The sequence below is a fragment of the Niabella insulisoli genome, assembly GCF_039652435.2.
Lineage (GTDB): Bacteria > Bacteroidota > Bacteroidia > Chitinophagales > Chitinophagaceae > Niabella > Niabella insulamsoli.
The window spans coordinates 1,484,188-1,509,717 of sequence record NZ_CP190246.1; the positions used below are offsets into that span (position 1 = coordinate 1,484,188).

17 protein-coding genes are annotated in these 25,530 nt (G+C 44.4%); 11 read left to right on the forward strand and 6 right to left on the reverse strand.

Going from position 1 to position 25,530, the window contains the following annotated elements:
- The first annotated feature begins 19 nt into the window (after positions 1-19).
- Together ABDK00_RS06375 and ABDK00_RS06380 are read left to right on the forward strand one after the other, a co-directional pair.
- Positions 20-3,160 (forward strand): efflux RND transporter permease subunit, encoded by a 3,141-nt coding sequence (locus ABDK00_RS06375; protein ID WP_346239321.1) that lies wholly within the window; start codon positions 20-22, stop codon positions 3,158-3,160.
- Between the two features lie 3 nt (positions 3,161-3,163).
- A complete protein-coding gene (locus tag ABDK00_RS06380) occupies positions 3,164-4,516 on the forward strand; it encodes a TolC family protein (RefSeq protein WP_346239322.1) in 1,353 nt (450 codons plus the stop codon).
- Here the strand turns inward: ABDK00_RS06380 and ABDK00_RS06385 are convergent.
- Positions 4,509-4,964 (reverse strand): GtrA family protein, encoded by a 456-nt coding sequence (locus ABDK00_RS06385; protein WP_346239323.1) that lies wholly within the window; start codon positions 4,962-4,964, stop codon positions 4,509-4,511. The genes ABDK00_RS06380 and ABDK00_RS06385 overlap by 8 nt on opposite strands.
- Positions 4,965-5,124: 160 nt before the next feature.
- On the opposite strand from ABDK00_RS06385, the gene argS reads away from it, so the two are divergent.
- Together argS and ABDK00_RS06395 are read left to right on the forward strand one after the other, a co-directional pair.
- Positions 5,125-6,897, forward strand: a complete 1,773-nt coding sequence (gene argS, locus ABDK00_RS06390) for an arginine--tRNA ligase (protein ID WP_346239324.1) — start codon at positions 5,125-5,127, stop codon at positions 6,895-6,897.
- A gap of 96 nt (positions 6,898-6,993) precedes the next feature.
- Positions 6,994-8,118, forward strand: a complete 1,125-nt coding sequence (locus ABDK00_RS06395; protein ID WP_346239325.1) for an ATP-binding protein — start codon at positions 6,994-6,996, stop codon at positions 8,116-8,118.
- Between the two features lie 5 nt (positions 8,119-8,123).
- On the opposite strand, the gene glgB is transcribed toward ABDK00_RS06395, so the two are convergent.
- Positions 8,124-10,088 (reverse strand): 1,4-alpha-glucan branching protein GlgB, encoded by a 1,965-nt coding sequence (gene glgB, locus ABDK00_RS06400; RefSeq protein ID WP_346239326.1) that lies wholly within the window; start codon positions 10,086-10,088, stop codon positions 8,124-8,126.
- 294 nt (positions 10,089-10,382) lie between these two features.
- Here glgB and ABDK00_RS06405 point away from each other — a divergent pair, with 294 nt between their 5' ends.
- Both ABDK00_RS06405 and ABDK00_RS06410 read left to right on the forward strand, forming a co-directional pair.
- The gene (locus ABDK00_RS06405) at positions 10,383-13,187 is read left to right on the forward strand and encodes an outer membrane beta-barrel protein (protein ID WP_346239327.1); all 2,805 of its coding nucleotides are present in this window, start codon (positions 10,383-10,385) and stop codon (positions 13,185-13,187) included.
- 151 nt (positions 13,188-13,338) lie between these two features.
- The gene (locus ABDK00_RS06410) at positions 13,339-14,073 is read left to right on the forward strand and encodes a GLPGLI family protein (protein WP_346239328.1); all 735 of its coding nucleotides are present in this window, start codon (positions 13,339-13,341) and stop codon (positions 14,071-14,073) included.
- Here ABDK00_RS06410 and ABDK00_RS06415 read toward each other — a convergent pair.
- Positions 14,070-15,431, reverse strand: coding sequence for an aspartate kinase (locus ABDK00_RS06415; protein ID WP_346239329.1), 1,362 nt, complete (start codon positions 15,429-15,431; stop codon positions 14,070-14,072). The genes ABDK00_RS06410 and ABDK00_RS06415 overlap by 4 nt on opposite strands.
- A 27-nt stretch (positions 15,432-15,458) precedes the next feature.
- Between ABDK00_RS06415 and ABDK00_RS06420 the strand changes: the two genes are divergently transcribed.
- From ABDK00_RS06420 to ABDK00_RS06440, 5 genes are read left to right on the forward strand one after another with little or no spacing between them, the layout of a single operon-like run.
- A complete protein-coding gene (locus tag ABDK00_RS06420; protein ID WP_346239331.1) occupies positions 15,459-16,220 on the forward strand; it encodes an ABC transporter ATP-binding protein in 762 nt (253 codons plus the stop codon).
- 39 nt (positions 16,221-16,259) lie between these two features.
- On the forward strand, positions 16,260-16,697 hold the full coding sequence (locus ABDK00_RS06425) for an FKBP-type peptidyl-prolyl cis-trans isomerase (RefSeq protein WP_346239332.1): 438 nt from the start codon (positions 16,260-16,262) through the stop codon (positions 16,695-16,697).
- A 2-nt stretch (positions 16,698-16,699) separates the two neighbouring features.
- Entirely contained in the window at positions 16,700-17,230 is a 531-nt protein-coding gene (locus tag ABDK00_RS06430; RefSeq protein ID WP_346239333.1) for a YfiT family bacillithiol transferase, read from the forward strand.
- Between the two features lie 34 nt (positions 17,231-17,264).
- On the forward strand, positions 17,265-17,822 hold the full coding sequence (locus ABDK00_RS06435; RefSeq protein WP_346239334.1) for an NUDIX hydrolase: 558 nt from the start codon (positions 17,265-17,267) through the stop codon (positions 17,820-17,822).
- 58 nt (positions 17,823-17,880) lie between these two features.
- A complete protein-coding gene (locus ABDK00_RS06440) occupies positions 17,881-18,480 on the forward strand; it encodes a DNA-3-methyladenine glycosylase 2 family protein (RefSeq protein WP_346239335.1) in 600 nt (199 codons plus the stop codon).
- 16 nt (positions 18,481-18,496) lie between these two features.
- Here ABDK00_RS06440 and ABDK00_RS06445 read toward each other — a convergent pair whose 3' ends face one another.
- The 3 genes from ABDK00_RS06445 to ABDK00_RS06455 all read right to left on the reverse strand — a co-directional run bounded on the left by ABDK00_RS06445 (position 18,497) and on the right by ABDK00_RS06455 (position 25,121).
- Complete coding sequence (locus ABDK00_RS06445; protein WP_346239336.1) at positions 18,497-19,930, reverse strand: alpha-L-fucosidase; 1,434 nt, start codon at positions 19,928-19,930, stop codon at positions 18,497-18,499.
- A gap of 136 nt (positions 19,931-20,066) precedes the next feature.
- A complete protein-coding gene (locus ABDK00_RS06450; RefSeq protein ID WP_346239337.1) occupies positions 20,067-21,800 on the reverse strand; it encodes a SusD/RagB family nutrient-binding outer membrane lipoprotein in 1,734 nt (577 codons plus the stop codon).
- A gap of 24 nt (positions 21,801-21,824) precedes the next feature.
- A complete protein-coding gene (locus ABDK00_RS06455; RefSeq protein ID WP_346239338.1) occupies positions 21,825-25,121 on the reverse strand; it encodes a SusC/RagA family TonB-linked outer membrane protein in 3,297 nt (1,098 codons plus the stop codon).
- Positions 25,122-25,530: the final 409 nt, after the last annotated feature.

The window sequence follows — 25,530 nt, forward strand, 5'->3', positions numbered from 1 at the left end:
TCAGCAACAAAATTCAAGAATGAATATTTCGGAATTAAGTTTACGAAGGCCGGTGCTGGCGATAGTGATGAATGTCGTTATCGTGGTATTTGGTATTATAGCTTTCAAGTTTCTTGGGGTGAGGGATTACCCCGCAATTGATCCGCCCAACATCGAAGTGCGCACCACTTATTCCGGCGCCAACGCTGATATTATCGAATCCCAAATTACTGAACCGCTGGAAGAAGCCATTAACGGGATTCCAGGTATCAGGAACATAACTTCGACGAGCAGCAACGGCAGCAGCAGTATCAATGTTGAATTTGAAGTAGGGGCCGACCTCGAAACCGCAGCCAATGACGTGCGCGACAAAGTGTCTGCCGCGCAGCGGCAACTCCCGGATGACCTGGATGCGCCATCAGCTGTAAGTAAAGCCGACGCAAGCGCTGAGCCGATCCTTGCAATGACCGTGCAGAGCAATACCAAAAACCCGATGGAGCTCACCGAGTACGCAACCAACGTTCTCATCGATATGCTGCAAACTATTCCCGGTGTGAGTAGTATCGATACCTGGGGCGAAAAACGTTTTGCGATGCGGCTCTGGCTCGATCCTAATAAGATGGCCGCTTTTGACGTGACGCCTGCAGAAATTCAAAACGCGTTGGCCAGGGAAAATATAGAACTACCCTCGGGAAAACTGTCTGGCGAAAGCACCGAGTTGACCATCCGCACTTTTGGCCGCCTCGATACGGAAGAAGAATTTTCCAACATCATTATCAAAAACGTTAACGGAGCCGATATTCGCGTAAAGGACGTAGCCGCTGTAGTATTAGGCCCGGAAAATGAAGAGTCACAATTGAAAGAAAGCGCTATACCTATGATTGCGCTTGCCATTATTCCCCAGCCTGGCGCGAACTATGTGTCTATTTCTGATGAGTTTTACAAGCGAATTGAGAGCATTAAAAAGGAGGTTCCGGAAGATATCACACTCAATATAGCGCTCGACCAGACCGAATATATAAAAAAGTCGATAACGGAAGTTGAGGAAACATTGTTCATCGCCATCGGCCTCGTGGTGCTGATCATCTATTTGTTTTTCCGCGATTGGATCCTTTCCATTCGGCCGTTGATCGACATACCGGTCTCGCTGATCGGAGCGTTCTTTATCATGTATATAATGGGCTACACCATCAATGTGCTTTCACTGCTGGCGATTGTGCTGGCAACAGGTTTGGTGGTGGATGATGGCATTGTGGTGACCGAAAACATCTTTAAAAAGCTTGAACAGGGCATGAGCAAACGCAAGGCGGCCCTCGAAGGATCTAAGGAAATTTATTTTGCTGTTATCGCTACGTCCATCACGCTGGCAGTTGTGTTTCTCCCCATTGTTTTTTTACAGGGTTTTGTGGGGCGTTTATTTAGAGAATTTGGAATTGTAGTGGCGGGTGCGGTGTTGATTTCAGCGTTTGTATCGCTAACGCTCACGCCCGTATTGAATGTCTTTGTAGCCAAAAAAGACGTGCATAAAAAATCCTGGTTTTATCGAAAAACCGAGCCTTTTTTCCTCGGGATGGAAAAAGGATACGAGCGGAGCCTGAAAGCTTTTATGAGCGTTTTTGCTACCGTCCGCTCGCGGCATGTACATTGGCTGGCCTGGGTGATTGTGTTAATCTGTTTTGGTATCATTTTTTTAATCGGAAGTAATATACAGTCAGAGCTGGCGCCGATGGAAGATAAAAGCCAGTTCAGGATTAGCCTTTCCGCGCCGGAAGGGACTTCTTTTACGGCGATGGATCACTTCACCGACGAGGTGTCGCGCTTTATCATTGACTCGGTGCCCGAACAGGAAATTGTTTTATCGCTGGCCGGATCGAGAAGAAGCGGCAGCGCTAATAGTGGCTTTGTGAGAGTGAGGCTGGTGAAACCCGGCGAACGCGACAGAAGCCAGAAGGAAATTGTCGAGTATGTGAACAAAGGCGTTTCTAAATTTACCGACGGGCGGGCTTTTGCTTCGCAGGACCAAACCATTCAGGTAAATCGCAGGGGCGGCCGCGATGTGCAATTTGTATTACAGAATAATGACTTTGCAAAATTGTCGGACGTGCTGCCAAAATTTTTGGCCGAAGCCGAAGAAAGCAATGTGTTGCAGCAAATAGATGCTGATTTAAAATTTAATAAACCCGAACTGCGCGTAACCGTTGATCGCTTAAAAGCAGCTCAGCTCGGCATTTCCATCGAAGATGTTTCGCGGGCTTTGCAAACTGCCTACAGTAACCAGCGACTGGGGTATTTCACCAAAAGTGGTAAACAGTACCAGGTAATGGCGCAGGTTGATTTTGTTAATCGCAATGATCCGGATGATTTGAAAAAAATATTTGTAAGAAATAATACGGGGCAACTCATAAGCCTGGACAATATTACCAACGCAATAGAATCTACAACGCCGCCGTCCATTTATCATTTCAACCGTTATAAATCCGCCACCATTTCGGCAAGCCTTCAGGAAGGGTACACGGTGGGAGATGGGGTGGAAGAAATGAATCGCATTGCGGAAAAAGTGCTCGACGAATCGTTTACAACCTCGCTAACGGGTACGGCTCGCGATTTTGCTGAAAGCAGCAGCAACACCAGTTTTGCATTTTTGCTGGCTTTGGGTTTGATATACCTTATCCTTGCGGCGCAGTTTGAAAGTTTCAGGGATCCTTTTATTATCATGATCACGGTGCCGCTCGCGCTTGCGGGGGCGTTGCTTTCCTTATGGATCTTTGGTCAAACCTTAAATATTTTTTCTCAAATTGGGATGATCATGCTGATCGGCCTGGTAACGAAAAATGGGATTTTGATTGTTGAATTTGCCAATCAAACCAGGCAAAAAGGAATGGAGAAGAATGAAGCTGTATTGTTCGCGGCCGGCCAGCGTTTGCGCCCGATTTTAATGACTAGTATGGCGATGGCGCTTGGCGCGTTGCCGATTGCTTTGTCGCTCGGCGCGGCGGCTACAAGCCGCGTTCCGCTGGGGATTGTAATCGTGGGAGGAATTATATTTTCCCTGGTTCTAACCTTGTATATATTACCTTGTATTTATAGCGACGTGTCGGCAAGACAAAAGCGAAAGGAGTTTGAAGAAATGTTGGAAGCCGAAGAAAATAGTCATCAGTATCAGTTAGCAAAGCAGTCGTAGTTTATGTTTTATGTAAAAAAATATTTTTTAATTAGCCTGAAACCGCTTGTTTTATTGAGCAGTATGCTGGGCCTATGCGCGGTGAACCTTCAGGCGCAGCATGTGCTGACGCTAGACGAGGCGATTGCTACCGCCTTGCAAAATAATTACGATATACAAATTGCAAAGAACGATTCGTTGGTAGCGGCCATCGACTACAGTTATCGAAATGCCGTTTTTTTTCCTTCTATTAACGCCGACGCCGCGCGTACTTTTAACAATAACAACCAGAGGCAAACCCTCGCCGATGGAACAGAGCGGAGATCGAATGGCATTCGTTCCAATAATCTGCAGGCAAGCCTGGGGCTGGATTGGATCCTTTTCGATGGCTTCAAAATGTTTGCTACAAGAGATAAAGCGGCGGTATTGCTGGAAGCGGGCAGTTATAGCGCCAAGCAACAGGTTGTAAATACCGTGGCGAACGTCATCAGCACTTATTATAATATTGCGCGCCAACAACAATTGGTGCGGGCAACCGATGTTCAGATCAGGTTGAACAACGACAGGGCAAGGCTGGCGCAGTATAAACTTGACATTGGCAGCGGCGCCAAGCCAGACCTGCTGCAAAGCAAGGTGGATCTGAATGAGCAATTAGCCCTGAAAATAGAACAGGAAACATTGATTGAACAATTGAAGCAGCAATTGATCCAGGCAATGAACAGCAGGGTGAAGGAACATGAGTTTGTTATCCCGGATACCATTCCGTTGAACAAAAACGTGGCCTTGGGCGATATTCAGGAAGGGATTGAAAATACAAATCCAGGCCTTTTGCTGGCGCGCGCTAATATCGACGTGGCAAGGTTCACGCTGAAGGAAACCAAAGCGGATCTTTGGCCGACCGTTTCTTTCGGCTCTTCTTATAATTATAGCAGAACGGTAAACCGGCGGGTATTGAATAACTTCTCTACCTTGTTTAATCAAATTAATGGCTATAACTACGGCTTTATTGCAACCGTACCCATCTTCAACCAGTTTAGGGTAAGACGGCAGATTAAACAGGATAAACTAAGTATTTCGCTGCAGGAGTTGAATTATGATAATCAAAAATCACTCGTGTCGTTATCGGTGTTTAATGCCTTTAAAGATTATCAGCAACAGCAAAGGCTGCTGAAGCTGGAAGAAGAAAATATCAAATTAGCAGAAGAAAACGTGAGTATTGTGTTCGAGACCTACCGGTTGGGCGCAGCTACTTTAATTCAACTAAGGGAAGCGCAGCTTAGTTTGGCTGAAGCCTACGACCGGTTAATTGCGGCTCGTTATAATCTTAAATTAGCCGAAACGGAATTGCTGCGGCTCAAAGGCGACATCGTTAAGTAGCCGCGTCATTTTCTTCCTCAACATAATCGGGCAACGTACCTTTTTTAAAAGTAAAATGCCGCTGGGCCAGGTAGCTGATGATGACCACAACGATGGTAGTAGCGAGCTGTGCGAAAGTGGGATAAATGCCCAGCACCTCAACCGCAAGTTTTAGCAACACATAATTTAAAACAAGGTTGAAGAGGCAAACCAAAAAGTAGCGGAACATTTGCACGTGGCCGCGTATCCGGCTATCATCAAAAACCACATATTTCATCAGGAAAAAGCCCAGAAAAAAAGCGGCCGTAAAAGAAATAATCAGCGATACAGTGTAGGATTCGAAAGCGTAAAAGCCGAGATTTAAATCTTCAGCGCCCAAAATAAAATGGTACGCAATATAAAAAACAAGCAGCCCGAAAACAGTATTGGCAGCGCCCGACACAGCATACCTAAAGGTTTGAAGCGGCATAAGCCTCTTGAAAGGCGGGTAGAAAAAATCAATTATTGGTAAAATTAAAGTCCGGATCCTGTAAAAATGCTGCCTCATCGGATGCGAAGATAGGAAGAGCTTCCTGACTTTCCCTGTTTACTGAGTTTCGGGCTATATTTGCACGAAAATTAGAGAAGGTATGAGTATCGTTGCGGAACTAAAACCAGTTATTGTTGCAACTTTAAAAGATTTGTATCAACAGGATTTTCCTGAAGATGCGATTGCTATAAATATTACAAAGCCTGAATTTGAGGGCGATTACACATTGGTCCTTTTTTCATTCATTAAGCAATTGAAAAAAAAGCCGGAGGAGCTCGGAGCAGCAATCGGGCAACACCTGGTGGAACATTATCCACAGCTCATTACTGCTTTTAATGTTATCAAAGGGTTTTTAAACCTATCGGTGAATGAGCAGTTTTGGATTGATTTTCTCGAACAAAACTACAAGCTCAATTCGCTAACGTGGAGCCGTCCTAACGCTCAAAAGGTAATGCTGGAATACGCTTCGCCCAACACCAACAAACCGCTGCACCTGGGACACCTCAGGAATATTTTTTTGGGATGGAGTGTTTCAGAAATATTGAAAAAGCAGGGCGATGAAGTTTTTAAGAGTTCTATTTCCAACGACCGCGGCATTCATATTTGTAAATCGATGGTGGCCTGGCAGCAGTTTGCTAACGGGAAAACGCCGCAGGAGGCTGGGGTGAAAGGCGACCATTTGGTGGGCGACTACTATGTGTTATTTGGTGAAAAGCACAAAGAGCAAATGGCGCCATTGATAGAAGGCGGGATGACGAAAGAAGAGGCTGACAAAAACACGCCGATCATGAAGGCTGCCCAGCAAATGCTGGTGGCCTGGGAGCGGGGCGACAAAGAGGTTGTTGCCTTGTGGCGGCAGATGAACGGCTGGGTTTACGAAGGGTTTGATAAAACTTATAGCCGCATTGGCGCTGACTTTGATAAAAATTATTACGAAAGCAACACCTATTTGCTGGGAAAAGAGTTTGTGAAAGAAGGCTTGGCCAGCGGAGTTTTTTATCAGAAAGAAGATGGTAGTGTATGGATCGATTTGACAGCTGAGGGATTGGATGAAAAAATTGTGCAGCGAAAGGATGGTACGTCGGTTTACATTACGCAGGATCTGGGCCTGGCAGATGAGAAATATAAAGATTTTCCTTATGATGAAAGCATTTATGTGATAGCAGACGAGCAAAACTATCACATGAAAGTGTTGAAACTTATTCTTCAAAAGCTCGGAAAGCCCTATGCCGGCAGCATTCATCACTTAAGCTATGGCATGGTTGAATTGCCAAGCGGCCGCATGAAAACACGCGAAGGTACCGTGGTTGATGCCGACGACCTGATGGATGAGCTGGTGAAAGTAGCGGCGGCCAAAACCGAAGAATTGGGGAAAGTGAGTGGTTTTTCTGAAGATGAATTAAACGAACTCTATGAAACGATCGCTTTGGGGGCTTTGAAATTTTTCCTGTTAAGGGTTGATCCGAAGAAACGCATGGTTTTCAATCCCGAAGAGAGCATCGACTTTCACGGGTTTACGGGGCCGTTCGTTCAATACACGCATGCGCGCATTAAATCCGTTTTGAGAAACGAAAGTATTGATGCGTCAGTCAAAAATGAGCAATTGTTACCGCTTGAAAAAGATCTCCTGCTCTTGTTAGAACAGTTTCAGGTGGTGCTGCAACAGGCGGCAGGCGAATTCAATCCATCGTTGATTGCGATATATGCCTTTAACTTGTCGAAGTTATTTAATAGTTTTTATGCAGCGCATTCGATACGCAATGCAGAAAGCGAAGAGAAAAAGCAATTACGGTTAAAATTGAGCCGGCTTACCGCCACTACCATCGCGGAATCTATGAAACTACTTGGGATAAAAGTTCCTGAAAGAATGTGATTTATGTGAAATTTGCGATTCCATTCGCAAAATTTATATGAAATTTGCGATTCCATTCGCAAATTTTGGTAATTTTGCTTATTGTTAAGCAAAATTATGATTCACCGCCTACAACAAGATATAATTTTAGGTTATCTGAAAGATAACAAAGCCCTTATTTTAATGGGCGCCCGCCAGGTAGGAAAAACCACAATTCTTGAAAGCCTAAAGTCCAAACTCAAAAAGCCTATTGCTTTCTTTAACGGAGATGAAGCTGATGTACGCCAGGAGTTTGAAGTTGCAACTTCAACACGCTTAAAAAAATTAATTGGCAGTGCGAAAACTGTTATAATAGACGAAGCGCAACGAATAGAGAACATAGGGATTATTATCAAGTTGATTGTAGATAATATAAAAGATGTGAAAGTTATTGCGACTGGATCATCATCTTTTGACCTTGCCAACAAAATAAGTGAGCCGCTCACGGGCCGGAAGTGGGAGTTTCAAATATTTCCCCTGTCTTTTGAAGAAATGGTCAATCACCATGGTCTTTTAACCGAAAAAAGATTACTCGAACATCGAATGCTGTATGGATACTATCCCGAGATAGTGACCAGTAACGGCGATGAAATACTGCGGTTAAAGCAATTGGCGGATAGTTATCTTTTCAAAGACATACTAATTTGGGAGCGTATTCTAAAGCCGGAAAAATTAGAAAAACTGCTTCAGGCTTTAGCGTTGCAAATTGGTAATGAGGTTTCTTATAATGAATTATCGCAATTGACCGGGCTTGACAATCAGACTGTCGAAAACTACATACAAATTCTGGAAAAAGCATTTATTGTATTCCGGCTCAATGCGTTTAACCGGAATTTGCGCAACGAACTAAAAAAAAGCCGCAAGATATATTTTTATGACACCGGTATAAGAAATGTAATTATCAACCAATTCAGCCCATTGTCCTTACGGACTGACAAGGGAGCTTTGTGGGAAAATTTTTTGGTTAGTGAAAGAATGAAATTCAATCATAATAACAAAAGAATTGTCAAGCGGTATTTTTGGCGCAATCATGCACAGCAGGAAATAGATTACTTAGAGGAAAAAGATAACATGATCCATGCTTTTGAGATCAAATGGGATGAAAAACGCGCTAAAAAATTTCCCCAGAGCTTTTTGAAGGCGTATGAACCAAAAGCCACCGAAGTGATAACAACGGGTAATTTCGATTCCTTTATTTGCTGACACCATTATTTCAAAATCAGGCCGCCGAGCGGTGGTAGGTTTAGCGTAATCCTGTATTTTTTGTTGTCTGCTTCCAGGCATTCGCAGCGAATAGTTTGGTTAAACACATCGCCTGTTCCATCAAAATCCCTGCTGTCCGAATTAAATATTTCCGTTGTGTAAGCTTTGCCGTAGGTTTCAATAACCCAATCGTAGCGGGGTTCGGGCGTCGCATTTAAAATAATTAACACATCGTCGGCGACGGTTTCGCCCTTCCGTTTATAAACCATCACACATGCTTCACGATGGTTGAGGTCGATCCACTCAAAACCATCCTGCCTGAATTGTTTTAGATACAAAGCCGGTTCGGCTTTCAGCACTTCATTTAGTTTTTTCAAACAGGACTGCGCGCCTTTATGGCTCGCATGCTCCAGTAAAAACCAATCCAGCTGCGACTTGTAATTCCACTCTGTGGTTTGGCCAAATTCGCTGCCCATAAAGAGAAGTTTGCCACCCGGATGTGTCCACATATAGGTGAAGAACAAACGCAGGTTGGCAAATTTTTGCCAAAGGTCTCCCGGCATTTTAAAAAGCAGCGGGCTTTTGCCATGCACCACTTCATCATGACTGATCGGCAGCATGAAGTTTTCATCGTAGTAATACATCATGCTAAACGTAAACTGGTTTTGGTGATAAGCGCGGTGAACGGGATCGAGTTTAAAATAATCCAGCGAATCGTGCATCCAGCCCATCATCCACTTCATTCCAAATCCCAGCCCGTTAGTAAAAGTGGGGCGCGAAACGCCTGGCCAGTCCGTCGCTTCTTCGGCAATAGTTTGAACGCCTTCAAAATCGCGGTACACCATTTCGTTTAAATGGCGGATGAATTCTATGGCTTCCAAATTGCCATCTCCGCCATGTTCGTTTGGCTCCCATTCGCCTTCCTTTCTTGAATAATTAAGTTTCAGCATTGAACTCACCGCATCCACGCGAATGCCATCTATATGAAATTGATCGAACCAGAACCTGGCATTGCTGATCAGAAAAGACTTTACTTCACCGCGTTTATAATTAAAAATATAACTGTTCCAATCGGGATGAAAGCCTTTTCTCATGTCGCCATACTCGTAGGTATGTGCGCCATCAAACATAAAAAGCCCGTGAGCGTCGTAAGGAAAATGAGAAGGTACCCAGTCAAGTATAACCCCAATATCTTCCTGGTGAAAGGCATCGATAAGACGCATCAAACCCTGCGGGTCGCCGAAACGCGAAGTGGGAGCGAAGTAGCCGGTAATCTGATAACCCCAGCTTCCGTCAAAAGGGTGTTCTGCAACCGGCATAAATTCTACATGCGTAAATCCCATCTCTTTTACGTAAGGCACCAGCCTGGCTCTTATTTCATCATAAGAAAGATATTTATGTTCATCATCGGGATCGGGCCTTTGCCAACTGGCGAGATGTACTTCATAAACACTCCAGGGCGCTTCCAGAGCATTGTTGGCAGTTCTTTTCTTCATCCAGTTGTTATCTTTCCATTCATAAAAAAGATCCCAGGTAATGGAAGCTGTAAGGGGCTTTAGTTCCCAGAAGTTTGCGAAGGGGTCGCCTTTGTCCATCACACGGTTATTGGGTCCCACAATGTGATATTTATACACTTCGCCCAACTTAAAACCTGGGATAAAGCCCTCCCAAATGCCGCTGTTATCCCATCTGGCCTGAAGCGGATGAGACAGTTTATTCCAATCATTAAAGTTGCCGGTAACCAATACAAATTTGGCGCTGGGCGCCCAAACACAGAAATACATGCCCCAAACGCCGTTTACCTGAAGACTATGCGATCCGAATTTCTCGTATAATGTATAGTGAGTACCCGCCTGGAAGTTGTGTATATCCTCCGTGGTCAGCAGCGAATAGTTCCATACCGGTTTCGATGTGTCAATAAAATTATCTTTCTCAAATTGCTCCTGCAGGCTTTTGATATTGATTGGCATGGATGATGTTTGAGAGCAATTTACAATAATTATAATAGCAGGGCAACCTTTCTTCCGTTCAAATTTGTATTTCACCGGTTAAAATTGCGGCTTTACCTATTTGTATTGCGATGGCATAGCGGCGATCCGCTACATTTGAAATTGTAATACGCTCTGATTACGATATTGTCGTAGTTTTGTAAGTCTATCGTAATTTAACAAAAAATTGAAGTTTTGTAAGATTTTTATGAAGGAAGTTTATGCATTTTTGCAATTCTTGCATCTTACTAGCTTATAACTATTATCCAAACAATTATGAGAGTTTATCTGTCGCTTGCCTTTATAATCTGTTGTTCCCTTACTGCTTTTTCCCAAACCATTCCGATCAAAGGATCTTTGGTCGATTCTTCCGAAAGCAAAAGTTTACAAAATACGGTGGTGGCGCTGCTGAATAGCAAAGATTCTGTTTTAGTGGATTTTAAAAGAGCCGGCGCAAAGGGCGAGTTCCAGTTTGATGTGCCGGATTCAAATAATTATATACTGCTCGTAACGCATCCCTATTTCGCCGATTTTTCAGAAAAGCTGATGATTGAAAAAGGAAAGCCCGTGGATATGGGCTTTATTAATTTGATTTCAAAAGCGAAGTTGTTGGATGAAGTAATCGTGAAAGCCAACCGGGCGATGTTTATGCGCGGCGACACGACCGTGTTTACAGCTGATAGTTTTAAAGTTGCGGAAGGAGCAAACGTTGAAGAATTATTAAAAAAGCTGCCCGGCTTCCAGGTTGACCGCAACGGAAATATTACTGCCATGGGGCAACAGGTGAAAAAAGTGTTGGTAGATGGCGAAGAGTTCTTTGGGTCGGACCCCGGTATCGCGACCAAAAATTTGCGAGCCGACGTGGTGGATCAGGTAAAGGTTTATGACCGCGGTAGTGACCAGGCTAATTTTACGGGCATCGACGACGGAGTGCGCGACCGGACAATCGATCTCAAACTCAAAGAAGACAAGAAAAAAGGTTATTTTGGGAAGATCGATGCCGGCGGCGGTGTGCGCGAACGATCAGCGTTTAATGACGACGCCAGTAAGAGCCGATATTACGGAGCCGCTATGATCAATGCTTTCAAAGCGAAGCGTAAGTTGTCGGCCTATGCCATCAGCAGTAATAATGGTTTTATGAATCTGGACTGGGAAGATGCCGGCAAATACGGCGGCGGCGGCAATTCCGGTGTTTCGGATGACGGAGGCATTTATATAATGTATGGAGGAGGGGATTATAATCGGAGCAGTGGTATCCCGATAAACTATAACGCGGGCGTGCATTACAGCAATAAATTTAACCAGGATAAACACTCTATCAACGGTGGTTACAGGTATGTAAGAATTGAAGCGCCGGGTAATACACAGGTTTTCGCCAAAAATTTTACGCCCGATTCTTCCTGGAGTACAAACTCTGTCAACGATTTCATGAATATTTCTAACAAGCACAGCGGCAATTTCATTTATGAAACCAAGCTGGATTCAATGAATACCTTAAAATTGACAACGGGTGCTAATTTCAACTTTAGCAAGTCAGATTCGAGGTACAACGTGGAAAATATTAACGACGAAACAGGCGATTTTATCAATACCAATGAAAGGAATTCAAGTAATGACGTAGAGCAGTCGGCTTACAATGCAAACCTGCTATGGATGCATAAGTTTAAAAAGCAGTACCGCACTTTGTCCATTAATACAAGTTTTAATGCCAATGAAAGCAAAACGGATGGATTTTTATATTCGAAACTTGATCTTTATCGCGACGGTGTTGTAGACAGTACGAATATTATTGATCAACTCAATAATATTGATAACAGCAGCTCCAACGTGGGAGCGCGCATTTCCTATACTGAGCCGCTGGCGAAAGATTTTTATTTGGAGGCGAGTTATGGCTTTAACCTTGCAAACCGGAACCAGCTCAGAGATATTTTTGCCAAAAACGGCAACAGCTACACCGATAGGGTCGACTCGCTGAGCAACGATTACGAGTTTAATGAAATATCGAATACGCCGGGATTGGGCTTCAGGTATAGTAATAAAAAAGTGAACGTGAACATTGGAACTTCGGTAGGCCTCACCAACTATGAGCAGGTGAACCGGACCACGAATATGCAAACGAGCTACGATTTCACCAATCACTTTCCGAGGGCGAGGTTTAATTATAAATTCACGCCTAATAAAGGCCTCTGGTTTTATTATAATGGCCGTACGATTGCGCCTTCACTCGATCAGCTTCAGCCTATCCGCGTAAACACCGATCCCTTAAACCAGGTAATCGGTAATCCCAACCTAAGGCCCTCCTTCAGCCACCAATTTAACCTGAGCTATAACTCCTGGAAAATGTTGTCGGAAACAGGTTTGTCCTTTGGCGTGAGCGGCGGTTTTACTCAAAATGCATTTGTGAATTTTAGCACGATTACCAATGCGGTTCGTACTTCTCAAACCGTAAATACGAATGGGATTTGGTATGGTAACCTTTATACCTGGTATAGCAAAAAATTCAGATCGATTAACCTTGATTTTGGTTTAAGTCCAAATATAAACCTGAACCAAAGAGTGGATTTTGTAGCCGGATCGGGATCGACAGTAAAAAATATTACCAACAACGCCTTTTACAATATGCGTGTTCGCCTTTCAAGAGACGTGGAGAAAAAATATCGAATCAGCCTCGACCCTTATTTTGGTTATAATATAGCGAAAGCTTCAGTCAACACGATGGCAAATGCAAAATACTGGACCGGCGGAGGCGATGTTGCTATTCGCGTGTATTTACCGAAAGAATTTGAAATCAACACGAATGTTGACGCCTCTCTGCGGCAGAAAGATTCGCGCTTCCCCACCAATAATAATTTTGTATTCTGGAACGCTGAACTTATTAAATGGATTTATAAAAAGGAATTTCAGTTGAAGATTACGGCAAACGATTTACTGAATCAACGCAACGGCTATTCGAGAGATTTTAATAGTTATAGCTTCACGGAGACCTACAATACGGTGCTGCGCCGCCATTTCCTGCTGGGATTTGTGTGGAATTTTAATAAGATGAACGCCGGTGCACCGGCCCCTGCTCCTGCACCATAACGTTATGAAAAGAAGCAGGAATATTCAAAACACACTTTAAAATAGTTGGAGATGAAACGTTCATTATAAAATTTTTATTCCCTGTGTAACAAAATGAAAATTTTATACCTGATAAGTTCCATTCGACTTATAAAACCATAAAAATACACGGATGAAAAATATAGTAACGCTCTTTTTAGCCCTGGCTACGTTGCCATGCTTTGCGCAAAATTATATTACCGCGGGCTCTATAGAGTATGAGGTAAAGGCCAATGTACATGCGCAAAACGAAGGCAATGAATGGTTCGACCGCTTTAAGGACCAGATTCCAAAGTTCAATGTGAACTATTATAAGTTGATGTTTAATAATAATATTTCCGTTTATAAATTCGACAGGCGCGGCGATGCCCGGCGTGGTTCCTGGGGTTTGAGCGATGAAGAAAACCTGTGGTACAACGATTTTAATAACCATACTTTCGTCAACATGATGACACTGGAAGGTTATCTTCTTTTCGACGGAACACAACGAAAAATTGAATGGAAAATGTCGCCTAACGAACAACGGGAGATTGCCGGGTTTAATTGCCGGCTGGCGCGTGCCATTTTGTTCGACAGCGTGTATGTGTTTGCCTATTATACCGACGAAATAGCGATCAGCGGCGGACCCATGAATCTGAATGGGTTGCCGGGCGCCATACTGGGTGTAACCGTACCGCGCTTACATACCAGTTGGATCGCCACCGGCGTAACGCTCGACCCTCCACCTGCAAAAGAACTGGTGCCGCCTACTAAAGGAAAAAAGAAAACCCAGGAGGAAGTGAAAACCGATCTGGCGAGTTTAACCAAATCCTGGGGAAACGACAGTCGCAAATGGATCGAGCAGTTATATTGGCGATCGTTTCTTTAATGAGCAGCGGCCTGGTATAACACCCGGAAGTTTTGCGCGGTTTGCTGTTTAACAAAGAAACTTTGAGCGCCGCAGTATTTCTCAATAGCTGCCGGATCATAATGACGTATGGTTAAAAGTGTAAGACCCGGTGTCACCTGCACATCAAAATACTGTGCGGCTTCAGCCGCAAACTGGCTGATTTTCTCCTGTTTATGATCAAATGCATAAACGATGCTCACTGCGCCGTTTTGAGTAAGGGTAGGAGTGATAAAGAGTTTCTCAAACCACTCATATAACATTTCTGTGCTGTGTTCTCCGATGAAAGAAAAATCTTTAGTTTTTAATTCAATCATCACCTGGTTCCTTTTGATGACGATAATAGGCGGAAGGTTTTTAATGCTGCAACGGTGGATGATGGTTCCCGGCAGCGCCGGATTTAAAAAACTTTTTACCTGTAGCGGGATGTCTTGGTTTTGAAGCGGCTTTATAGTTTTAGGGTGAATTACCTGGGCGCCGTAGTATGCCATTTCAATAACTTCGGTATAGTTGAGCTCAGCGATCGGTAGTGCATCGGTTATTTCTTTGGGGTCGGCGTTCATCACGCTGTCCACGTCTTTCCAAATCGTCAGCCGCTCGGCATGGAGCATATTGGAAAAAACAGCTGCCGAATAATCGCTCCCTTCACGTCCTAAAGTGGTACTTTCATTTTCATCCGTAGCGCCGATAAAACCCTGTGTCAATACGATGCGGCCGCTATCCAGCACCGGGCGGATAATTTCAGTTACCTTTTGTTGTGTGAACTCCCGGTCGATGTTCGCATCCCTGAAATTATCGTCGGTGCGAAGAATATCGCGCACATCCATCCATGCGCAATTGAGGCCTGCCTCGTTTAAATAGTGGCTGACAATCGCCGTCGACAACAATTCCCCTGCGCATACGATCTGGTCATAGTAATAGTCAAATTCCCGCACCGGATCATCATGTAACAACCATTCTACCTCAGTGAAAAAATCTTTTAGCTGCGCCTCGCAAGCCAGGTATTGCGTCACCAGCAAGTATTTGGCTGTGGTTAAATGTTGCTGCTTAACCTGTTCAAAAAGCAGCAATGCCTCTTGCTGATTTCCCGCATAAAAGGCTTCCGCTACTTTCTCCAGCGCATTCGTCGTTTTGCCCATCGCCGACACGACGATGAGCAGTGGCTGATCTTTATAAGATTGTAAAATATCGGCTACATTTTTTACGCGTTCTACACTATTCACCGATGCGCCGCCAAATTTGAATACCTGCATCATTTTTAATTTTGAGCTTTGCAAATGTCGTAGTTTCGGATGATTGTCGTCCCAATCTTTTAAGTTTTCAACTTTTCGCGGTTTCATTTCACAAGTATATTGTAGTTTTAGCGCATGATAGGCCCCATTATAGAGGTGAGAGATTTGGTAAAAAATTACGGCAATTTTAATGCGGTAAAAGGTATCTCTTTTGATGTACATGAAGGAGAAATTTTTGGTTTGCTCGGTCCCAACGGAGCGGGGAAATCTACTACTTTGGAGATTATTGAAACATTGCGGAAAAAAACCAGCGGCTCCGTTGTGGTAGCCGGCTACGATTTAGATAAAAGCCCGAACGTAATTAAAGGAATGATCGGAGTGCAGCTGCAGGCAAGCAGTTACTATCCGGGTTTGAATTTGTTGCAATTGATTGATCTTTTTGCAGGATTGTATAATCAGGATGTGGATGGAGTTGAACTGTTGCGATCGGTAAATCTTGAAGAAAAAGCCAAAGCTAAATTTAAAGAACTGAGCGGCGGCCAGAAGCAGCGTTTTTCGGTGGCGACTACGCTTATTAATAAACCAAAAGTGATTTTCCTGGACGAGCCGACTACCGGCCTGGATCCGCAGGCGAGGCGCAATTTGTGGGAATTGGTTAAGCAAATAAAAGCGCAGGGCACGACGGTGATTATTACAACGCATTACATGGATGAGGCAGAATATCTTTGCGACCGGATCGCCATTATCGATTCGGGGCGCATTGTTGCGCTCGATACGCCCGACAATTTGATTGATCACCTGGTGGCATCAGGCTTTGAACGGCCCAGGGAGGTTAAAAAGGCGAATTTAGAAGATGTATTTATTCAGCTAACCGGAAAGTCGTTGCGTGAGAGCTAATAGCGCGCGACTTATAATCATATTGAATCAGAAAATAAAATGAACTTACAAGAAAAATTGAGATCAGCTATGAACGAAAAAATTCAGAAACAAAAACAAATCGGCCAGGAATTTCTGGACGCTAATAAAAATAAAGAAGGTGTAAAAGAATTGGAAGGCGGAATCCAGTATGAAGTCTTAAAAGAAGGAACAGGCCTGCAGCCGGAGCTTTCGGATTCTATTACGGCGCACTATAAAGGAGCGCTGCTCGACGGAAAAGAGTTTGACAGTTCTTTTAAAAGAAACCAACCTTTTACCGCACGCCTTACCCAACTGATCAGGGGCTGGCAGATTGCGATCCCATTAATGAAAGAAGGTAGTCATTGGCGGCTATGGATCCCGTCGGATTTGGCTTATGGCGACCGAGGCGCAGGCGGTGATATTCCCGGCGGTGCGACCTTGCTGTTTGAAGTGGAACTGCTGAAAGTAAACAGATAATCGTGGCTATCGAAAATCAATATCCGATAGGCCTTTTGGAGGTGCAGGATTTTTCGGATAGTGCCAAAGAAAGTGCACTGGCGGATATTCGGTTTTTGCCGAATGCGATCGAAGCTGCCATCACCAATCTCGATGAAGCGCAATTGCAAACGCCCTATCGTGAAGGCGGGTGGACGGTGCATCAGCTGGTGCATCATGTGGCGGACAGTCACATCAATGCCTATGTGAGGTTTAAACTTTGTTTGACCGAAGATCGCCCCGTCATCAAACCCTATGGCGAAAATCTGTGGGCACAATTGGATGATGTAAAAAATCTGCCGGTCAATATTTCCATTACCTTATTGTTCGCTTTGCATAGCCGCTGGATTAGCGCTATTGAGCATTTGGCAGATGCGGACTGGCAGCGCACTGCTTACCATCCTGAAAGCAAACAGGAACTTTCGTTGTGGTACTTTTTACAATCTTATGCATGGCACGGCCGGCATCATGTGGCACAAATAAATGGGTTAAGAACAAAAATGGGTTGGCATTAGTAACCCGCCGTAGCGGCGTAAAAAATCGGGAGTTATGGAAGATTTAAAGTGGGAGATTATAAAATCCGAACAACTGTTTAATGATCTTTGGTTTAAAGTGCGAAAAGACATTTGCAAAACACCGCAGGGGAAAATTGTCGACCCTTATTATGTGTATGAGTTTCCAACCTGGGTGACATGTTTTGCACTGACCGAGGATAATAAAGTAGTAATGGAGCAGCAATACAGGCATGCCATCGGCGAAACCTGTTGGGAAATTCCGGGTGGCTGCGTGGATGACGACGACGCCAGTTTGGAGCATGCGATCCGACGCGAACTGTTGGAGGAAACGGGGTATGAATTTGCCGAATATGATTATCTCGGTAAAACCTGCGCCAACCCTTCAACCAATAACAATTGGATGCATATGTTTTTGGCGCGCGGCGGGAAAAAAGTGGCCGGCCAGCATTTAGATGAAAATGAAGAAATACACGTGGAGCTGATGGACCTGGAATTATTCAAGGAAAAGTTCAGGAACAACGAGTTTATACAGTCGATGCATGTGACTTGTATGTTGTATGCGTTGATGAAACTGGGAGTATTGAAGGTCTGATCCGTAGCGGGTCGGATAAATATAGTCGTTAATTCGCATTTAGTTTTAACCTCGAAGCGTGCCCTACCGAAAGCATTTAAACAAAGACAAAGTGATGAAGGCCCTGATAAAACAACAGGGCGTTTATATTATTGAGCAAAAGAAACATGTTTGCCTGCAACTCTGCGCATCAATTATGGGCCAGCAACTTAGTACAAAAGTTGCGGCTGTTATTTACCAACGATTTCTTAATTTATTTAAAGCCAAACATCCCAAACCTGCCGATATCTTAGGTGTGCCGCACGAAGCACTAAGAGGTATCGGGCTTTCCAACGCTAAAGCCGTATATATAAAAAACGTATGCACTTTTTTCCTCGAGCATAAATTGACCGATGCGAAAATTTATACATTAAGTAATGAAGAAATACTCGCCCTCCTGACGCAGATAAAAGGAGTAGGGCAATGGACAGTGGAAATGCTTTTGATGTTTACGCTCGCAAGGCCGGATGTATTTTCCACCGGTGACCTCGGTTTACAAAAAGCCATCGTTAAGCTTTATCAACTGGAGTATGCTAACACAAGGGAGCTCTGCGAAAAGATGAGTCGTATCGCCGATCAATGGTCGCCGTACAGAACCTATGCCTGCCGCTATCTCTGGCGATCGCTCGATGCGCCATAAACTCTTTTTGAGATAATTATTTTACAGAAAAGGATAAAGCAACTGCAGCTGTCTTCAGATGCTGCGGTAGCTGCACATTTACTTTTCCTTCTTTTACAGACCATTTAAGTTGTTTTCCTGTTTGTAGCAGGGTTATTTTAGAGCCTTTGGCCGGTATGTTTCCGCTCCATGTTACTGTTGAAGGCGCAGTGGTCCCCTCAGCGACGGGGATTAGTGCATACATTTTCTTACCTCCTTTAGCGACCGTAAAAAACGTTGAGCCATCCCGGTAAATGGCGGTCGTTCGGGTATTATAAATAGCTTCGCCATTGGCATCCATCCATTGGCCAATTTCGGCCAGCCGGTCGATGATGGGCTGTTGTAAAGTGCCGTCCGCACTGGGTCCTACGCCTAATAGCAAACTGCCGCCTTTGGCTACAATTTCGATGAGGCGAGCGATTACGGTTGCTGCCGGTTTAAATTTTTCGTTGGGGACATAACCCCAGGCGCCTCCTAAGGTCATGCAACTTTCCCATGGGTTGTCAATCTTCTTGTCGGGAATGCGCTGTTCCGGCGTTTGATAATTTTCGTAAGCGCCATGCACGGTTCTGTCAATGATCAGCAGGCCTGGCTGTGCCTGGCGCGCCATACGGGCGATTTTAGGCATGTCAATATCCTGGCTCCATTCAGGAATCGGAGCTCCCCAGCTCAACACTTCCTCGTTCACCGTTTCACGGGGCCTTACCCAACCGCCGTCCAGCCAAAGCATATCCATGCGGCCGTAGTCGTGCATCAGCTCGCTGATCTGGTTATAAGTATATTTTTTAAAAGCTTCCCACCGCCAGGGATATTTTCTGATATCATAATTATTATTGCGATTAGGTGTGGCGTACACGGGCCACCAATAGTTTTCGCTATGCCAGTCGGGTTTTGAAAAATAGGCGCCGATCATCATGCCCTGTTGGCGAAACGCATCGAAGATATACTTAGCCACATTGGCTTTTGGATGATTTTTAAACGGCCCGTCGGTAATCTTAAAATCGGTTTGTTTTGTGTCAAACATGCAAAATCCGTCATGGTGTTTTGTAGTAAAGACGAGGTATTTCATGCCCGCTGTCTTAGCCGCTTTCGCCCACTGTTCCGGATTAAAGTTTACAGGATTGAAATCTTTTTTCAGGCCCCAGTACCATTTCTTATAATCGCCGTAATAAGAGTTGCTGTCGCGCCGTATCCAATCTTCCGAACATAAAGACCAGGACTCAATAATGCCCGGAACGGCATAAAGCCCCCAATGTATAATCATTCCAAATTTCTGATCCTGCCATTGATCAAGCTTTTGTTTAACCAGCGGATCTGTGGGCCATTCATATTGCGTGGAAGCTGGGTGGATGCCTTGCTGCTGGGCCTCAGTGGCGCTCACGACGAATATGGAAATCTGGAAAAATAGGACACGTAAAAACAATTTCATCATTTTAATATTTTAGTAAATTCTCCGGACTAGTATTTGTTTGATTTGAAGCCTTTCAGCTATTTCCCACGCTTTGGGGGATCAAAATAAAAAAATCCCTGTTAATTAACAACAGGGATTTAAAGTTTTAAAATGTTTGTTATTCAGAATAATAAGGAACGTTTCTCTTGTCTTGAGGCACCCAAAAAATAGGATCGGTATAATTGCTTTCAGCAGCTACTTTCAAATATTCTTCCTGGTTAAGTTGCAGCTCAGAAGCCGGGTATCTGAGGCGTTCGGGTGTTGGCTTCATCTTCGCCCCGTTATTATAAACAAATGGGTCGAGCCGCGGGTGGCGGGTTCTTCGAAGCTCTGCAAACAACTCGTAAGTATTGGAGATATTCAGGTGTACATATTTCTGTAGCATCAATACTTCCATCTTATTTTCAGTACCTGTGGCGGCGTTGAATTTTGCTCTCACCACGTCCGCGTAAGTGCTGATATCAGCATCGGACTTTACAGGATGAACTACAGGCCGGTCGGGCCGGTAAGCCGCATTGCGCCCATTGATCATGTACCACCAGTTGCACGAATTGACCACCGCGTCCCGGATATGATCGCCAGCCGCTTTACCTGTGTTGCCGTAGGTTTTAAGCGCAACCTCTGCTTTTAGCAAGTCGATTTCAGCTAGGGTAATCATCACTGCCGGGAAGTTTGGCGCATTCATAGCAAAGGTGGCGTGGTTATAAATGGATTTTCCGTTTTGCGCAAGGGCTGCGTCCAGGTTGTCATATCCAACATAGTACCGCTGGTTGGGGTCACTGTAATACCGTGCGTTGGAGTCCGTGTTCATGCTAACGCCTTTATAATCACCAAATCTGGTGGGGATCGCTAAAACGGGTAGCCGCGGATCGTCAATGCCCGGATTGTAGGTGCTGTCGCCGAAATTAATATTTCTCATTATTACCTCGGGAATAAAATGCACAAAGCTTCTTTCAAAAACGCCTCTCAACCAGGTGCCGCCGCCGCCGCCATTGTCTGTAGTATATGTGGAGAAAGACAGGTCGGTTGTCGGTAAATCTAACAGGGCTTCCTGAATATGGGGTGTTGCTGTCGCCTGATCAACACCAGCCAGTTTCACGGCATACTGTAGGCGGATTGCATTGATATATTTTACCCATTTCGCGGCGTCTCCGTTGAAGGCAATATCATGGCGTGTAAAAAGCGCTTTTGCATCAGCCGACATGGCATTATAAGTAGTGGGCAAACTCGAAGCTATCTCTTTAAAGTTGTTTAATACCGCTTTATAGATTTCGGCAGGATCATCATATTTTGGAAAGAACACATTTTGCGTTGCCTTATAAGCATCGAAGTAAGGGATTTTATTGAATAAGTCAACACAACGCAAAGACCAAACATCTTTGAAAATAGTCGCCAGCTGATAGAATATCCGGTTGTCGGCCTGCTCTTGTTGGGGAAGCTGGTCAATGTTGTCGCGCATGACCGCCCATTCCTTCATGCGTGTGTAATGATCATTGAACTGCGTGATAGCGCCCGAGTTGCCATCCTGCGCAGAAGTGGAATAAAAGCCCTGGCCATTTGTCAGGTCGTTATAGTTTTGATACCAGGCATAGCGGTTGGTAATATACCGGTGGTTAATTTGCGCATACTGGCCAATTCCGTTTCCGCCGTTCTCGTGCCAATATTCACCGTAATCTTTAATATATAATTTCCATTGGTAGAGCAAACCGGTGAACTGTCCTGCAAATAAGTTGCCTGCGGGTGGATCGGCCGGAAGTTCGGGATTTCGAAATTCTTCTTCCAGCGTTTTTTGGCAGCCGGTTATAACAAAAGCGGTTATGAGAACGGCTACAGTATAAAATATCTTTTTCATTATCTAAATTTTTGGATGTTTGAATTAAAAGCTTACATCAATCTTGAAACCATAGCTCCTCATTTGCGGATAGGGCGAATATTCAACAAATTGATTGCTTCCCAGCGCCGACTCCGGATCTAAATGAGGAATGGTCCTGTACAGGTAAAACAAATTCCTGGCAATTAATGAAACAGATAATTTTTGTAGTTTAATCTTAGATACAATGGATTTGGGTAACGTGTACATCAATGAAAGTTCTCTGAATTTGATGTAGTCATTTTTTACGAAATAGTCGGGTTGAAACCACTCGCCCACATCATGTATAAACTGGCCATAGTAAGTAGCTGCATTAATAATGATATCATTCGGCACGTAAGTTTTATTGCCAGCGCCGTCGACTACTTCTTTTACACCCGGTTGAATAACGCCGTCATGATAAACTCTACCGCCCTGTGCGCCGGCAGGAGCCGCCTGGTTGTGCTGCCATGGAATCCTTTTTCCAGAAGCGTCGATATAATAAGCTAAGCCGCCCCGGGCTTCGTCTCTATATTGGAGTGTTTGTTCTACTGATCCGTTGCCTAATAAGTAATAATTGGAATAGGAAAGATAGGTGCCGCCGAATTTATAATCTAGGCCGGCGCGCAAACTGATATTTTTATAAGCCAGGTCAGTGCCGAAGCCGCCTAAAAATTTGGGGTTGATATTGGCGACGTTCACCAGTTTGGAGGGATCGGATGTATAAGTACCGGTGCTGCTGACAATTTTATTGCCATTGGGATCTCTCAAATAATCGATAGCCCGCACCTCGCCGATCGGCTTGCCTTCATCTGCCATGATTGCGTAAGAAAGCCCGCCGGTGATCGAATAGCTTGTAATACCTGGATACAGTTTAACGACTTTTGAACGCTGGTTGGCTGCGTTTACATACACATCCCATTTCCAATCATCGTTGAGAATTGGCGTAAACTTGGCGAATAATTCATATCCCCATTTTTTTACATTACCGGCATTGATCTTTGTGTTAGGCCATCCGGTCGCATTGCTGATGCCGAGCGCCATGATTTGATCATAAGTGTTGCCCGTGTAGAAGGAGAAATCAATTTCCAGAGGTGTTTTCTCAAACCATCGTGTTTCAAAACCGGTTTCAAATTCCCTGTTCCGCTCAGGCCTGATCCCTTCTATCGGGAAAACAGAACCCGGCGCATAAATAGTAGGTACTTGTGAAGTGCCCGCTGTTCCTGGTGTTGGCGCGTTATAAGCAAAATAGGGCGAAGGGGCGCCCCGGCCTACATCGGCCCATGAAAACCGCAGTTTACCATATCTAAGTTTGGGTATTTCAAATGTCTGGTTAAAATTCCATGTCAGCGAAGCGCCCGGATAGAAGTAGGAATTTTTACCCGGCTCTAAAAGAGACGACCAGTCGTTTCTAGCACTGAATTCAGCATAGTATGTATTCTTATAACCTATGGAAGCAGATCCGAGCACACTGTATAAAACCTGTGAACTGCGATTGGCGCTGCCCGCCTCGCTGAAATTTCCAGAAATATTACGCGAAGCGTTGATAGAATACCAGTCGGGGTAGAGCAGGCCGCCTACTGTATTGCGCGATATCCCTCTTTGCGAGGTTTTGCTATATTCTGCTCCTACAAAGGCAAAGATGTCAAAGTCTGCTATATCTTTGGTTACATTAAGAAACCCGTTATAGTTCATTACCGTAGTATTGGTATTACGCACGGCGTAGGAGCCGCCCTGAACTGTGGGAACCTTTCTTGTAACCGCATTCATTGTCGTAAAGTTCCAGTCGGTATAATCGGTGCCCGCACTTCCCGTAAAAGATAACCACGGCGTAAATTTCAGGTTCACCTTAAAGGCGCCGACAAAGTGGGTTTTGTTATCAATATTACGATTAGCGTTCTGTTCCCACAAGATCTGCGTGTACCCGGTTGCATCTGACATAGACACCGGCAGTCCCAGCGGATTCTCCCTGTATTGCTGGCCCAGCGAGTCGCGGAAAACATAGGCTAAACCCTGATAATCGATATCGCGGTTAAAACCATAAGAAACAAGCCGCTGTAAATTGGGGTAACGGTTTTGTGTTACAACATTGAATAAATTTGCATTCAGTTCGAAAGTAGCAAGATCCGACGCCTGCATTTGGCCATTAAAACTTATAGTATTGCTTTTCTGAAAGAAATTATCGAGCTGGCCTTTATAATCTTTACGTGTGTACCCCAAACGCATATTGCCTTTTTCGTTGGCGCCGGCAATAGCTACTGAGTAAACATCAGTGTTGGTGGTTTGGAAAAGGTCGATCCAGTTATTAGGATAGCCTTTGTAAGTCGTCATACTACTGTCGTAATTCATGATTGGCGAATTGTCGAATGCCGGGCCAAACTGTTGGCGTCCGTTATTCAGTACCCTAACTCGCTGACCAAGCCTGTTAGTGCCATAGATGGTATCATATACCGAAGTTCCCGTGCCAAATTCATTTTGCCATTCAATAAAACTTACGGGCTTTTCGAACGTGTTTTGATAAGAAAAGTTGATGCCGAGGCCGCGGGTATTTTTACCTTTTTTGGTGGTAATCATAATAACGCCGTTACCCGCCCTGCTGCCGTAAAGCACTGAAGCTTTTGCGCCTTTCAGGATTTCTATACTTTCTATATCCTCCCCGTTGATATCATTGATCCCTGAGCCATAATCAAAAGAGTTTAATGGGTCGAAACCGCGACTGGCCATGTTCGATTCTTCATCATAAATTGGCACCCCGTCGACTACGATCAGCGGCCTCGTTTTGGTGTCAACCTGTAAACCCGCCGAGCCGCGTATTTTAATGTTTACGCCACCCGTGGGGCCGGCCGAACCAACGGAGATGCCCACACCGGCTGCCTGGCCGTACAGCGATGTTAATGGGTTCATCGTATTGCCGGCTTTTACAAGGTCTTCTCCCTTTAAAGAAGTTACTGCATATCCGAGTGCTTTTTTATCCCTTTTAATACCCAGGGCGGTTACGACTACTTCGTCCATTCCTGTCGCATCCGCTTTTGTTAGCACCACGGAGAGCGTATTGCTTCTGCCAACGGTTATTTCTGTATTCTGATAGCCGATTGCACTGAACTCAAGCACCGCATTATCGTCAGAAACGGTGACTGAGAACTTGCCATCTTCGTCGGTAACGCCACCGTTGGACGTTCCCCTGACGGTAAAGGAGGCCGCAGCAACAGGCGCTCCCTCTTCATTGGTAACCGTGCCGGTTACGGTTTTTTGCTGCGCCCATGAGGCTACGGAAACGCAACTCATCAGCCAAAGAAGCAGCATCTTCTGCATTGTTTTCTTCATACTTGTTGTTTTTGATGTTGAGATTGGGGTTGAGTAAAGGGTTGACTTTTATTTATTGTGTTGAGAAAAGAATGGTTTAGTTTTCTCTTTCGGTCGGGGCAATTAAGCAGGAACCTCAAATTGATTTCTAATTAGAGCGAATCGTTTTCCTCGGATTTTGGGGCCGTTTAAATGTTAAGTAAATGTAAACATCTTTGAGCAAAAAGTCAATTACTTTTTAAATATTTTTTATAACTTTTGTTAATCGGTAAAATTGGATGATGAAAGGGAGGTGGTATTCTGTGTGCACTCTCAATGCGAAATGTGACTTAGCAGGTCATGACTGATACACTTTCGAGACGTTTAAGCACAGCATAATCATCAAATATATTTTAGTCTATTAAATTTGTAGACTAATAGCAATCTCCTA